This window comes from Pyrococcus kukulkanii, assembly GCF_041647995.1.
GTDB lineage: Archaea > Methanobacteriota_B > Thermococci > Thermococcales > Thermococcaceae > Pyrococcus.
In genome coordinates, this window is record NZ_JARRIB010000001.1 from 187,716 (window position 1) to 201,302 (window position 13,587).

At 45.7% G+C, this 13,587-nt stretch carries 12 protein-coding genes and 3 tRNA genes; 1 reads left to right on the forward strand and 14 read right to left on the reverse strand.

Annotated elements, in window-relative coordinates; all coding sequences use genetic code 11:
• Nucleotides 1-4: 4 nt before the first annotated feature.
• The 12 genes from P8X24_RS01135 to psmA all read right to left on the reverse strand — a co-directional run bounded on the left by P8X24_RS01135 (nucleotide 5) and on the right by psmA (nucleotide 11,325).
• Nucleotides 5-2,728: a DNA-directed RNA polymerase subunit A' gene (locus tag P8X24_RS01135; protein WP_372913687.1), complete on the reverse strand. Its 2,724-nt coding sequence runs from the start codon at nucleotides 2,726-2,728 to the stop codon at nucleotides 5-7.
• Nucleotides 2,729-2,731: 3 nt separating this feature from the next.
• Complete coding sequence (locus tag P8X24_RS01140) at nucleotides 2,732-6,085, reverse strand: DNA-directed RNA polymerase subunit B (protein ID WP_372913688.1); 3,354 nt, start codon at nucleotides 6,083-6,085, stop codon at nucleotides 2,732-2,734.
• 19 nt (nucleotides 6,086-6,104) lie between these two features.
• The gene (locus P8X24_RS01145; RefSeq protein ID WP_068324805.1) at nucleotides 6,105-6,353 is read right to left on the reverse strand and encodes a DNA-directed RNA polymerase subunit H; all 249 of its coding nucleotides are present in this window, start codon (nucleotides 6,351-6,353) and stop codon (nucleotides 6,105-6,107) included.
• A 112-nt stretch (nucleotides 6,354-6,465) separates the two neighbouring features.
• Nucleotides 6,466-6,542: transfer RNA gene (locus P8X24_RS01150), tRNA-Thr, on the reverse strand.
• A gap of 46 nt (nucleotides 6,543-6,588) precedes the next feature.
• The gene (locus P8X24_RS01155; protein WP_372913689.1) at nucleotides 6,589-7,209 is read right to left on the reverse strand and encodes a hypothetical protein; all 621 of its coding nucleotides are present in this window, start codon (nucleotides 7,207-7,209) and stop codon (nucleotides 6,589-6,591) included.
• A 61-nt stretch (nucleotides 7,210-7,270) separates the two neighbouring features.
• Nucleotides 7,271-7,348: transfer RNA gene (locus tag P8X24_RS01160), tRNA-Pro, on the reverse strand.
• Between the two features lie 2 nt (nucleotides 7,349-7,350).
• Nucleotides 7,351-7,427, reverse strand: a tRNA-Thr gene (locus P8X24_RS01165).
• Between the two features lie 40 nt (nucleotides 7,428-7,467).
• Complete coding sequence (gene rrp42 / locus P8X24_RS01170; RefSeq protein WP_372913690.1) at nucleotides 7,468-8,298, reverse strand: exosome complex protein Rrp42; 831 nt, start codon at nucleotides 8,296-8,298, stop codon at nucleotides 7,468-7,470.
• Nucleotides 8,291-9,040, reverse strand: coding sequence for an exosome complex exonuclease Rrp41 (rrp41, locus tag P8X24_RS01175; protein WP_372913691.1), 750 nt, complete (start codon nucleotides 9,038-9,040; stop codon nucleotides 8,291-8,293). Before rrp41 ends, rrp42 begins: the two co-directional genes overlap by 8 nt.
• Entirely contained in the window at nucleotides 9,024-9,806 is a 783-nt protein-coding gene (gene rrp4 / locus P8X24_RS01180; RefSeq protein WP_372913692.1) for an exosome complex RNA-binding protein Rrp4, read from the reverse strand. Before rrp4 ends, rrp41 begins: the two co-directional genes overlap by 17 nt.
• Entirely contained in the window at nucleotides 9,803-10,513 is a 711-nt protein-coding gene (locus P8X24_RS01185; protein WP_372913693.1) for a ribosome assembly factor SBDS, read from the reverse strand. Before P8X24_RS01185 ends, rrp4 begins: the two co-directional genes overlap by 4 nt.
• Before the next feature lie 29 nt (nucleotides 10,514-10,542).
• Nucleotides 10,543-11,325 carry an archaeal proteasome endopeptidase complex subunit alpha gene (psmA, locus tag P8X24_RS01190; protein ID WP_372913694.1) on the reverse strand — a complete coding sequence of 261 codons (783 nt, stop codon included), beginning with the start codon at nucleotides 11,323-11,325 and terminating at the stop codon, nucleotides 10,543-10,545.
• 161 nt (nucleotides 11,326-11,486) lie between these two features.
• On the opposite strand from psmA, the gene P8X24_RS01195 reads away from it, so the two are divergent.
• A complete protein-coding gene (locus P8X24_RS01195; RefSeq protein ID WP_068323741.1) occupies nucleotides 11,487-11,987 on the forward strand; it encodes an ACT domain-containing protein in 501 nt (166 codons plus the stop codon).
• Between the two features lie 153 nt (nucleotides 11,988-12,140).
• Here P8X24_RS01195 and P8X24_RS01200 read toward each other — a convergent pair whose 3' ends face one another.
• Together P8X24_RS01200 and P8X24_RS01205 are read right to left on the reverse strand one after the other, a co-directional pair.
• The gene (locus tag P8X24_RS01200; protein WP_372913695.1) at nucleotides 12,141-12,440 is read right to left on the reverse strand and encodes a hypothetical protein; all 300 of its coding nucleotides are present in this window, start codon (nucleotides 12,438-12,440) and stop codon (nucleotides 12,141-12,143) included.
• A gap of 425 nt (nucleotides 12,441-12,865) precedes the next feature.
• Nucleotides 12,866-13,558 (reverse strand): hypothetical protein, encoded by a 693-nt coding sequence (locus P8X24_RS01205; protein WP_372913696.1) that lies wholly within the window; start codon nucleotides 13,556-13,558, stop codon nucleotides 12,866-12,868.
• Nucleotides 13,559-13,587: the final 29 nt, after the last annotated feature.

Sequence of the window (13,587 nt, forward strand, 5' to 3'; positions counted from 1 at the left end):
ATTATCACCTCTTTCCATTAGCTCTAACTTTCAAGAGGGTTCTCACAATTATCCTATCCACATCAACGGTCTTTCCGCCCCAGCTCTTCATAGGATCAACACCATCTTCACCGTACTTGAATTGAACTATGACTCCCGTTGGATCCCTAACTGTGCCATCGTAGTCAACTTTGAGATCCTGGAGTGCATTGATTAATCTCCTCTGCATGTAACCGCTCTGAGCGGTTCTTACAGCTGTATCGACGAGACCTTCCCTACCACCCATGGCATGGAAGAAGTACTCCTGGGGACTAAGACCGCTCTTGTACGAATTGACCACGAATCCCCTCGCCCTAGCTCCAAGATCCCCAGGCTTGAAGTGACTTAAAACCCTTCCTCTGAACCCTCTGTACAGTCTCTTACCTCTAATTGACTGCTGGCCGAGTAAAGCTGCCATCTGGGTTATGTTGAGTATCTTACCTCTCGCTCCGGTCTTGGCCATGATAACGGTGTGGTTATCCATACCAAGGTATTTCTCGGCTATTGAACCGGCATTGTCTCTTGCCTCAGCGAGAACCGCCATGATCTTGCTCTCTAAAGTCTCTTCGAGGGTCTTTCCTGGGAGAGGCTCAAGCTCTCCCCTCTCATAAGCCTCGATTAACTTCTGAACTCTTTCCTCTGCTTCTCTAATTATTTCTCTTATCCTGTCCCTAGCCTCCTCTGGAAGGTCCTCATCATCAATTCCAGTTGTGAAGCCCTTATGGGTTATCACCCATATTGCAAGCTTTGTAACCTGATCAAGGAACTGCCTTGCCCTCTCAACTCCATACTCCCTCACTATGATGTCAAGGATTATCCCATCCTCCCTACCATAGGCCTTCTTGTCGATAGCACCGCTAAGGAGCTTACCGTTCTGGATGTAGACAAAGCCGTCGTAAGCAAGTTTCCTTACTTCCTCTGGATCCGGCATAAGCTTTTCTTCAATCAGCTTCTCTAAGGCCTCGCACTTTTCAGGCTCGTCGCAGAGCTTGTTCCTATACCAAACCGTCAGGTCGTCTGGGAGTAGCAGAGAGAATATCGTCTTTCCACTCCACAATGGTTTACCGTTTTCATATTTATCGGGCTCGGGGAGTTCCTTAATGTCAACGCCGGCAAACATCAACATCTGTTCAACTTCTTCCCTCGTGAAGTACGCCCCTTCTCTGGTTAGCAGGTATCCACCTGAAATGTGATCCTGGATTCCACCTATGATGGGCCCTCCGTATCTCGGCGAGAGGATGTGGTTCTGAACCTCCATCAAAATCCTAGCTTCGGCCTGAGCTTCCTCAGTTTGTGGAACGTGAAGGTTCATCTCATCTCCGTCGAAGTCAGCATTATAGGGTGGACAAACTGCCAAGTTAAGCCTGAACGTCTTGTAGGGCATGACCCTAACGCGATGAGCCATTATGCTCATCCTATGGAGGGAGGGCTGTCTATTGAAGAGGACTATGTCACCATCGAGAAGATGCCTCTCCACGGTCCAGCCTATGTCGAGCCTCTCTGCAAGGAACTCCCTGTTGCTCTCCATTATCCTAATCCTCTTTCCATCGGGATCGATAACGTAGTTGGCCCCAGGATACTTATCCGGCCCGTTGAGAACCATCTTCCTAAGCTTTTCAATGTTAAACTCCGTTACTTTCTCGGGAACTGTAAGCTCCATGGCTATCTGGATTGGAACTCCAACTTCGTTGATGCTTATCATTGGATCTGGGCTTATAACGGTTCTCGCTGAGAAGTTAACTCTCTTACCGCTCAAGTTACCCCTGAATCTCCCCTCCTTACCCTTAAGACGCTGGGCAAGGGTCTTGAGAGGCCTACCGCTCTTGTGCTTTGCCGGGGGAATTCCTGAGGTTTCATTGTTTATGTAAGTAGTGACGTGATACTGGAGAAGATCCCAAAGATCCTCGATAATGAGCTGGGGAGCTCCAGCTTCAATATTCTGCTTGAGCCTGTTGTTAATCCTAATTATATCGACAAGCTTGTGGGTAAGGTCATCCTCTGCCCTAATACCGGTTTCAAGTGTAATTGAGGGTCTGGCAGTAACTGGAGGAACTGGAAGAACCGTGAGAACCATCCATTCCGGTCTTGACTTCTCGGGATGTAAGCCGAGAAGTGGAAGATCCTTGTCTGGAATCTTCTCAAGCCTATCCCTGACTTCAGTTGGCATCATCCTGTGCTTGTACTCGTTGCCCTGCTCATCCTTTCTTATCTCCCAGTAGATTGTTGGCTTCTCAAACTTAATAGGGAACTGGGGAGCACCACAGTGTGGACAGATCATCCTCTCCTTTGCCTTCTTGTGAATCTCCTTGAGTATCTTGTTTACCTCGCTCCTCCTGTTCTTAGCTAACTCAAGCTTCTTCATGTATTCCTCAATTTCCTCATCGGTGAGCTTTATCCTTCCACATTCCCTACATGTGCTCTCGAGGATCCTGTGTATGGTCTTTGCGAATCCAACGTGGATGACGGGTCTGGCAAGCTCTATGTGCCCAAAGTGACCGGGACACTCTCCAGCCCTGGCACCACAGGTCTCACATCTAAGTCCCGGGTCAATAACCCCCATCCTTTTGTCCATTACACCGCCTTCAATGGGATAACCATCGTCATCGTAAGTATCTGGCACTGTAACCTCAACGGCGCTCATCTTTCTGATTTCCTGGGGTGAGAGGATGCCAAACTCAATACTCCCAATAACCTTCTTAACTGACTGCATGGCTCACACCCTCTCCGTGAGGTTTAACTTGGGCCTAATCACCATGGCCTTCAGCTCATCCAACAACAACTTAAACGCATAGCTCATCTCAACCTTACTAATCCTCTCCTCCTCTCCACACACTGGACAGTAGACCTTGTGCCTTCTCTTGTCCTCTATCGCTATGTGACCACAGTTCTCACAGACCCACACCTCAGTCTTATCGCTCTCCTCGAGTAGCCTCTCTATCAATAACATTGCCGCACCGTGGCCAACGAGGACGTCACGCTCCATCTCACCGAATCTGAGGCCACCTTCCCTAGCCCTACCCTCTGTTGGCTGCTTGGTGAGAACCTGCACAGGACCTCTTGAACGCGCATGTATCTTATCGGCAACCATGTGATGGAGTCTCTGGTAGTATATCACTCCTACAAATATGTCAGCCTCAAGCCTCCTCCCCGTTATACCGTCGTACATTATCTCCCTGCCCGTGTGCTTGAAGCCGAGCTCCTCGAGCTCTTTCCTGAGCTTCTCCTCAGGCTCCCCAATGAAGGCCGTGCCATCAACCCTTCTTCCCTTGAGTGAAGCTACCTTTCCACCTATTGCCTCAATCAGCTGGCCGACGGTCATTCTCGATGGTATACCGTGTGGGTTTACAATTAGATCTGGTACTATTCCGCTCTCGGTCCAAGGCATGTCTTCCTGGGGAACGATTAGACCGATAACACCCTTCTGGCCATGCCTTGAAGCGAACTTGTCACCGAGTTCAGGAATTCTTAAGTCCCTCACGGTGACCTTTACGAGCTTAGTACCATCTCCGGTCTCCGTGATTATAACTTTGTCAACAACACCTTTCTCGCTTGGTCTTACAGCCACGCTAGTCTCCCTCCTCTCCTGCAAAGCTACACTACCAAGGCCCCTCTCCTCAAGGAACCTTGGCGGTGAAGTCCTTCCAATTAGGACGTCCTTGCCCTCAACCTTTGACTCTGGGAATATGAGACCGTCTTCGTCAAGGTGCCTGTAGTACTTCTCTCCCCTATAGCCCCTAACCGTCGGGGCTGGGATCTCGAACTTATCCGTTTGACCACCGAGGTACTTCTTCTCCTCAGCTTCGTAAGTTCTGAAGAAAGTTGATCTAGCAAGACCTCTCTCTATGGAGGCCTTATTTATGATAATAGCATCCTCCATGTTGTAACCTTGGTAAGCAAGAACGGCAACGACGAAGTTCTGACCTGCGGGCCTGTCCTCGTAACCTACGGCCTTCATTATCCTTGAGTCAACGAGAGGAACCTGAGGGTAGTGGAGGAGATGACCTCTCGTATCAACCCTGATTCTGAAGTTAGCCCAGCCAAGACCAAGGCTCTGCTTTGCCATACCGGCCCCATAAGTGTTTCTCGGAGCTGCGTTGTGCTCTGGGTAAGGGACTAGTGAAGCTGGCAGGCCAAGGATCGCGGCGGGCATCAGCTCGAGGTGAGTGTGCTCTTTAGTGACTTCCCAAGGCCACATTGCAACGTAAGCATTCTCTTCTTCTTCAGCGTCGAGGTACTCGATTACGCCCATCCTTATGAGGTCGCTCCACTTGAGCCTGCCCTCTTTTACAGCCTGAACGTGCTCCTTCGTCAACTTTGGCTTTCCGTTTTCAACGATTATGAGAGGTCTCCTGACCCTACCATCATCGCTGTTAACGTAAACCTCCTTGACATCCTCGTAGTAGGCAACGTTAATAACGTCACTTATCTTCCCACTTCTCCTATCAGTCCTAATCCTCTCGGCTAAGGCCTTTCCATCTTCAACCGTCCCTATGAGGACACCATTAAGGTAAACTCTCCATAACTCAGGGCTTGGCCTTCTAACCTCTATTGGAACTATGCCCAGGGACATTAAGTACTCTCTAACTTCTTCCTCAGGAACTGCGGTAGTAATCTGGGACATTAAGGCCAAGTTCTTAACGAGACCACAGTTTGGACCTTCTGGCGTTTCAGTCGGACAAATTCTTCCCCAATGAGTTCCGTGGAGATCTCTAGCCTCGAAGTGTGGTTGCTCCCTGTCGAGTGGTGAGGTAACCCTTCTTAGGTGGGAGAGGGTCGAAACATAATTTGTTCTGTCAAGGAGCTGGCTGACACCAGTTCTTCCACCCGGCCATGCACCAGTTGCTAGGGCGTGCTCGATTCTCTCCGTGAGAACATCAGGTCTAATAGAATTCCTTATGAACCTGTGGATGTTGCCAAAGGTGTACTTCTCACCTTTTCTCTGGTAAGTCTTCGTCATCTGGTACTGAATATCTTTAACCAGCTGGCCAAATGCAACCCTGAATAAATCTTTGAGTAGGTCACCGGCGAGCCTGAGCCTCTTGTTGGCGTAGTGATCTTTATCATCCTCATCTCTCCTACCCAGGGAAAGTTCGATAACCTTAAGGGCCATCATTCCGAGGTAGTAGGCCTTCCTGATCCTGTCCTCTGGGTTTACACCCATGTGAGGTAGGAGATTGTTGTCTATGACGTATTCGGCCCTCTTCAGCCTGTACTCCCTAGCCTGTCCTGGGGCAACCAGCTTTCCTATGTACTCAAGGGCCTCCTGCTGGGTTGTTATATCACTTGCGTCCTCTAAGTTGTCGAAGAGAATTTGCTGAACCTCGGGATCGTTGCCCACGGCATCGACGATGTCCTTATCTCTCTCGAGACCAAGAGCCCTCATGACGTAGACAAATTTTATCGGCTTGGGGACGTTTGGAATCCCAACATAGAGAATTCCATCCTTCTTCCTCTCTACGGTGATCAACGCTCTATACCCGTGCCTGTATGAGAAAACCTTTGCTACGTACCTCTCCTGCCTCTCATCTCTCTCAACGAGTGTCCTGTTGGGAGCTATATCCTCAATAGAGACTATAACCCTCTCAGAACCGTTAATTATGAAGTAACCTCCAGGATCCTTGGGATCCTCACCGAGCTTAATAAGTTCTTCATCGCTTAGGCCATAAAGCCTACAGACCTTAGACTTAAGCATTATTGGAAGCTCACCTATCCTGACCTCAACGGGCTCCTGCTCTATTCCCCTTATCACTGGAATCATTTCAAGGTAAAGCGGGGCAGAATACGTAAGGTTTCTTATCCTGGCGTCCATTGGATATAGGGGTTTCCTCTGGCCGTGTGGCTCCTGGAACTCAGGCTGACCAACCCGGATCTTTCCAAATTTTACCTCAAAATCTGGAATATCTGGCTTTATTCCACCGAACTCGTTAACAACTTCCTGAAGACCTCTCTCAATGAAGGCATTGTAAGAATCGAGGTGCTGCCTTACAAGACCTTTCTCCTGCCAGTAGCTCTCCATAACAATCCAAAGATCGTCGGGAGTAACCTCTACAACCGTCGGGCCTCTCATATTCTCACCTCAAGAAGCTTTAATCTTCAACCACTATCCTATAATAATAGTAAACCCCAGCCGTCGGACTCTTCCTCTTGATTTCAATAACATCTCCAGGCTTCGCTCCAAGAGCTTTGACAGCTGGATCGCTAGCCTTAATTTGGGGTAGCTGAGCAGGGGTTATCTTGTACTTTTCAAATAGGGCCTTCTTCTCTTCCTCACTGAGCACTCTATGTTCGGGCACTAACACATGATCAAATATATTAAATTCTTTCTTCCCCGCCACGGAGAATTGCCCCCCAGAAGTTTTTACAAATGTCATCCACACTCCGCCTTTAGGTTCTGATATATAAGCTTTACTAAGATTTTATATCCATTGCGAAAAGCTTATTAGAAGGTGGAGCCCCGGCCGGGCTTTGAACCCGGGACCTGCCGCTTACCAAGCGGCCGCTCTACCAGGCTGAGCCACCGGGGCACCCGCCGAAAAATGCTCGAATAAAGAGTATATATAAGGTTTTCGGTTAAGCAAAACCACCCCCTATATCCCAGAGGAACATTGTAAATTCAAAATCATATGCCTTAGAAAGGACAGAACCTGGATGAGCGGGGTAAATTATGTAAAACTTCCTTAATCCAATTATTTTGTGGCTATCCTTAGGATCAACCTCATAGCTCCACACCTCAGTTATAGGCAAGGGGAAGAGGCTCCTTGTTATGACAACCGCATTAACGACATCATACTTAAATTTGAGCTTGTTAAACTTTTTATCGGTAAGTCTAAACGCAACCATGGGGCCTATTTTTGGCATTCCAAATTTTTTAATTGCAGTTACGTTGAATTTGTAATATTCATTCTCTTCCATACTTTCTATTAGACAACCAGCCGTCAAGCACGTTTTTGTTTTGGTAAGGGAGTAAACGTACAGATAATCACTTGTTATCTTAAATTGAAGCAATGCTGTTATTGGGAGGGTCACGATTGCCATTATTATAAAACCACGTGCAACATCTCTCCAGTATTTCTTTATGATATAGTCCCACTTAGCCCTTAATGTTATCAAAAATGCCGCTGGAATGAGAGAGAAATACAAAATCATGCCAAATATATATCCGCCAAATGATGGAAAGTGTTCAAAGTACATTTTCCACCACCAGAAAACTCGATATTAATCCCCTTATAAAAAGTTTTAAGAATTATAAAAATGGTGGGGCCGCCGGGATTTGAACCCGGGTCACGGGCTCCCAAAGCCCGCAGGATGGACCAAGCTACCCTACGGCCCCGCTGGAGCCCCGGGCGGGATTTGAACCCGCGACCTGGGGATTACAAGTCCCCCGCCCCACCAGGCTAGGCTACCGGGGCTTGAGGCCGAAATAAAGGGAAGAAGATTAGTTTATAAAATTTACCCTTTTGCATGTCCTTTCTCCACGGCCTCAATGACAAGTTTTCTTATATATTCAGCCTTTTTAAAGGCTGTTTCAACAGCGTACATAACTTCCTCTAACTTAAAAGCCCCACCCTCACTTTTTTGAACTGCAGATATGTGGCCGGTTTCATCAGTGGTTATTGTCAACTTGCCATCCATGACCTGTTCCTCTTCTAAATTTGGGTCAACTACAAGAACACCCCCTATTTTTGCAAAAGTTACTGGAATAGGTATTTTCTCTACGGGCAAAGGTTCCTTGTCTTCAAGAATCTCTACCTCCCCAGTTTCTTCATTATATATAACTTTTGGAACCTTGGCATTCATTAAAGCAGCTATTGCGGCAATGCCTATTGCATCCATTAGATTCCCGTCATGGTCAAGGACGTGGACATCTATAAAAACAACCCTAACTGTCTTGCCAGGTATTATAACCATTTTCTCCAGATTAAGTGCCTTGCTCTCCCTAATGCCCCTATCAACAACTCTAGCTAGCTCTATAGCCCTCTCATCGGGGGGACCAGGCTCAAACGTTGGTGAGGCTAATGGAACAAGCTCAACGTTAGTAGTCATTACACCCATATTGGGAGTGTCGGGGAAGGGCTCGCCAAGGCTCGTCTTTATTCCTACTAAAACCTGGGTGCTCCCCAACTTGACTAAGGCGGATCCCTCAGCCTTTTCAATCAAGCCTACTTCAATTTCAATTGGCCTGTAGTCTTCGAACCCCCTGTCATCAATTCTTTTTCCTTCCTTAAGCAAGTTAATGATGTGGTCTCTCATTATACCAGCTATGATCTCGTTATCACTCACTTCCTTCAACCTCCTGAGCTATTTTAACATATTTTTCTTTCAGAGCCTCTCTCTGCTTCTGGTAAACAGCCTTTGCTCCCTTTATAGCAAGTTTAACCGCCTCAATAAACTCGTCCTTAGTTAAATAACCGTCCATTTGAAGGAGAGTTATGTCGTTCTTGAGCGGCATTATTGCAACGGGAACGTCTGCCTCTCCATAGTTATCCTCTTCCTTATTCAGATCGAGGACTATTTGACCCTCAATTTTTCCAGCGGCACATGCCGCAACTAAGTCCCTCATTGGAATCCCCGCATCAGCCAACGCTAGAGATGCCGCGGTAATTCCAGCAACTCTAGTTCCAGCATCCGCTTGAAGAACCTCTATGAAGACATCTATTGCAGTCCTGGGGAACATCTCTAGAATCAAAGCAGGCTCAAGTGCACCCTTTATTACTTTGCTTATCTCTATACTCCTCCTGTCCGGTCCGGGCTTCTTTCTCTCTTCAACGCTGAAAGGAGCCATGTTGTAACGAACCCTCAGAATGGCTCTATCGGGTCTCTGGAGGTGCTTTGGGTGTATTTCTCTGGGCCCATAGACGGCAGCTATTATCTTGTTTTTACCCCACTCAATATACGCGGAGCCATTAGCATTCTTCAGGACACCAACCTTAATCTTTATCGGCCTTAGCTCGTACTTCTTCCTCCCGTCAATTCTTCTACCGTTTTCATCAATAAGCTTGATACCCTCAGGTTTCTCCATCATCTTCCCCCACCTTCTCCCCTTCCTGCTCTTCAAGCTTAGGAATCTCCTCAATAACCCCCTGCTCCTTAAGCTCCTTTAGTCTTGACAGAAGAAGGGTCTTTATTCTGTCAGTCAGCCCCCTTGTGTGGCTCTCCCTATCTATTTTCAGTATCGCTTCGATAGCAAGCTTTTCAAGGGCATCATTCTTACTGTTAACCCATATCCAACCGTTCTGTCCTACTATTATTCTGCTCATGGTGAGCTTCTTTATCATGTTTATCATCGAGCCACCCTTTCCTATGACCCTAGGAACTTTTGAAGGGGTTACTTTTACTATTTGACCACCTCTAAGGGGTCCACCATTAAACGGCATTCCCTTTGTACTCAGGTCAATGTTATTGACCTCATTTATCGCCTTGACCTTTGCATAAATTATATCGCCAATATCGAAGAATTTCCTTAGATCCGTCCTTATGAGGTCAATCTTCTCATCGGTATAGTCCTGTATCTTAAGCGTTGCAGGGTAAGGGGCTCCTATATCAACAACCCAGCTTGAAAACTTGACGTCAACTATCTTTCCGATAACGTTGTCTCCAACTTCAGGAATATATGGGCCTTCAAGTGGGATAACCCTAATGGTATTTCCCTTGATGTCAACAAGGCCTATAACAGTGGAGTAAATCCGCGAACCTTCCCTAAATGTTCCCCTTCCATTCTTATACGGACCCTGAGCTAATAAGGTTCCTGGAACAACTAATTCCCTATTTTGAACGAATATCCTCTTCATAAGCCCTTCCTCTCTATAAGTTTAGTTTGGACGTTACCCTTTGTGAGGGCGTTCAGCTTTTCATAAAACTCCTCCTCAACCCCACCAGGGATCTCAATTAGGAACATCCAAGAGCCATCACTTCCCCATTCTTCTCTCTTTATCTTTCCAAACTTCCTTACCTCACCATAGGCCCTTCCTGCGTACTCCCCTGGGATTTTTACGGCTATTATCTTAACTTCAATCTTCAGTGGAAGAACCCTTCTCAATGCTTTTATGACGTCCTGAACTTGGGCCTCAGCATCCTTGAAGATATCAACCCTGACGCCAACATCCTCCATGGCTTTCAATATCCTATCAACTGGGTGAGGATAGCCGGTCCTTGGGTCTACAGCATGTCTATGGATTATCGTTGCTATCTGCTTCTTCTTCTCCTCTAACATCTGTCTCCTCTGCTGGGCGGTTAGCTGAACTTCGCCCTTTCTCAAGATGATCTTCGCAACTTCATACGGATCACTTGTGCCAAAGATCTTCTCCATCTCATGCTCGCTTGCCTTATCTCCCTTGTGAGCATCCTTAAAAACATAGGGTGTTGCAAGGATTTCCTCAATTGGAACATCCTTGCCCTCTTTGAAGTCTCTAGCCAGATAAGGATCGACCAGGATTTCAAAAGTCTCGCCGTGAACTTTCAACCTGGCAATCACAGCCTTATCAACACTAATCGGCATAGGCACCACCCCAAAAAAGAGAAATAAGGTTAATAGTGGCTGTCAAGTTCGGAGTAGTCCTCCTCTTTCTCCTTAACCTCTTCCTCCTCAACCTCCTTCATGACTTCCTCCAAGTACTTTGAGATCTCATCCTTCGAGAGCTTCCTAAATTTCTTGTCCTGCACCGTTATTACGGCAACTTCAATATTATCAGCGCTTGGGTTCTCCATTGTCTTAGCTAAGGCTAAAATTGCAAGCTTTATTGCATCTTCAAGCGTCATATCGTCCCTGTACTTCTCCTCGAAAATTGCCATTGCAGTGTTCCTACCACTTCCAATTGCAACAGCCTTCCAAGCAAAGTATGCACCACTGGGATCCGTTTCGTAAAGTTCAGGCCTGTCATTAATCCCCGCCATTAGCAGGGCCGCACCGAAGGGTCTTACCCCACCGTACTGAGTGTGCATTTGCTTCAGATCACATATCTTCTTGACTATCACTGAGAGGGGAGCAGGCTCACCATAAGTAAGCCTGTGAATTTGAGCCTCAAGCCTTGCCCTATTAACCAGAACTCTTGCATCAGCGATTATCCCACTTGATGCTGCAGCTATGTGATCATCAATTTGGAATATCTTTTCATAACTCTCAGGCTCAATTAACCTACTCGTTATCCTCTTTTCTACAGCCAGAACAACACCTTCGTTGCATTTAACCCCAACAGCCGTTGCCCCTCTTTTAACTGCCTCCCTTGCATAGTTTACTTGGAATAGCCTTCCATCAGGGCTGAAAACTGTGATCGCTCTATCGTATCCTGCTTGAGGTGGTACAAACGCCATCTCTTCACCCCCCACTGATACTCAGGAAGAGATTTTATATATCTTCCGCGTTCTAACTGCTTTTATCCTTTATCATCAAAGGTATATTTGAGGGCATGGAAACATTTTAATACTGATGAACCCAATAGTGGAATGCTGAACTTTAATGGTGGTGATGGAGCATGTGGGGGAAAATTGAACATCATTTCGACGAGTACCCAGTTAGGAAACTCATCGCAAAAACCTTGCTTAGGTATGGCTTAAAGGTTTCTGAAGATATGAAGATAAAAGCAGGGGAAATCGAGGTTCCATACACAAAGATCGCAAAGGCGTTAAACGTTGACAGGAGGGTAGTCAAGGAAACCGTTGCTATGATCCTTAAGACCCCAGAGCTTAGGGAGATATATATGAACCTAGAGCCTACGGTGCACATGAAGTACGTTGGAAAGCACGTGGGTTATGGAGTTATTGAGATTGAGCCAGAACCACGGGCCATTGGAATTCTAGCAAAGGTTGCTCAGAAGATCTCGGATAGGGGAATAAACATCGTGCAGGCAATAGCAGAGGATCCTGAACTCTATCCGGAGGCAACGCTAACGATAATCACCGAGAAGCCAATTCCTGGGGACCTAATAAATGAGTTATCAAAGCTTGAAGGGGTTAAGAGGATCTCGATTTATTAATTTCCCAAACTCTTTGCTCTTTAACTCTAAAAATAATGTTACCAGAGTTTAAATGCCAAAGTCATAGTACCCAAGGCTATAATTGTAATCTCTAACTAAGGACCCATAACAGAAGCTGTAGCACTAAAAAATTTGACACTCTTATTTTTCATCCTAAATTGTGTTCCCTATTTTTTGTTTACCTAATATGAGAAGCATCAAAACAAAGAAAGCTCCAATCACAGCCGCCTCTATATACATCCTTGAATATTGAACATACCCCAGCAGATACGAGACACTAGCCCATATAAACTCTACCAGAACCGCCAATAAAATTCCAAGAGTTATCTTATTTTGTTTCCATAAGGCAAAAGATATCAAAAATGGAGCTAACAAAACAGAAGAAGCTATTATGAGTCCCTTTCCAACTATTGAGAATAGGATTCTTTTCAAACTCTCCAGTAACAATTCCACTGTATCCAGTAAATAAGAGAATGAAAACAAAAGCTAAAGTTCCAAGAGCAAATTTCCTCCCTCTCATTTCCTCCCACCCTAAGATCCCGAATATCGCCAGAGTTCAAAGGCTAGAGTTGTAGCACCCAAAACTATAATTATAGTTATATCCCGAAGACTAACCTTCCCAACTAGGGTTCCATAGCAAATGACAAACGTTACAAAGATGAGTAAACCGAACATATAAGAGACAAAGACATTTGAAATTTTTCTCCAAATCAGCCATATTATGCTCCACATTACAAAAGAAACTAGGATGGCTAATAACACTAAAACAAGTACGTTGCTACTTTTTTTAACCGCCAAAAAAGTAAGTAGTATGGTAAAAATTAAAGGGAGATAGAAATTAAAATTCTTCCTTTTAGTGCCTACCATTCCTAACCCCCCTATGGCCCAGGAACCCATCCTCCTTTACATTCTGAACCAAATTCCAAGCAATTATTCTGAACACACCATGGACATTCGACTTCAAGGCACACTATACAAAGGAAAGGATTCACACATGTAAATATGCACCACGAGCAACATTGAGCTGCCTTTTCGGTATCAACTTTACAGCAGAATTTATGACAATAGTGAGTAATCGGACAGTCGAAATCTGAATTACATTCATGGGGACAGGTATCAGTAGTGCTAACAACTTCATTCGTCGTCACCGCTATAGTCTTTGCAGTTACGTTGTCAACCATTTTAATGAGAAAACCTTCAGTCTTTATACCTCTAACAGGATCTGAAAATTCATAAAGCACTGCTACATGCTTTCTATCCCTTAATGGAATGCCCATGGCAAGCATTGTTATATTCTCGCCCTTGTACTTGAGAGTATGCTTAACGACCTTTACATGAGAGTAGTCAACGTTCCAAGGTTTAGCCAACTTCCAAAAATCCCTACTGGTCACAAGTTTGAAGAATACATGAACCCTTGACCAATTTTCCTGAACTCTACTTACTGGCTTCACTACAGCAAATGGGTTTACACAGCCTTCAACCTTTGGATACTTAGGATAACTTACGACATAAGAGGCGTACGCTCCAACAAGGAGAAGGGCCACTATACCCCCTAAAATTGCCTTCCTCATATGTCCTCCCCATAATGTTCTTGCAATTA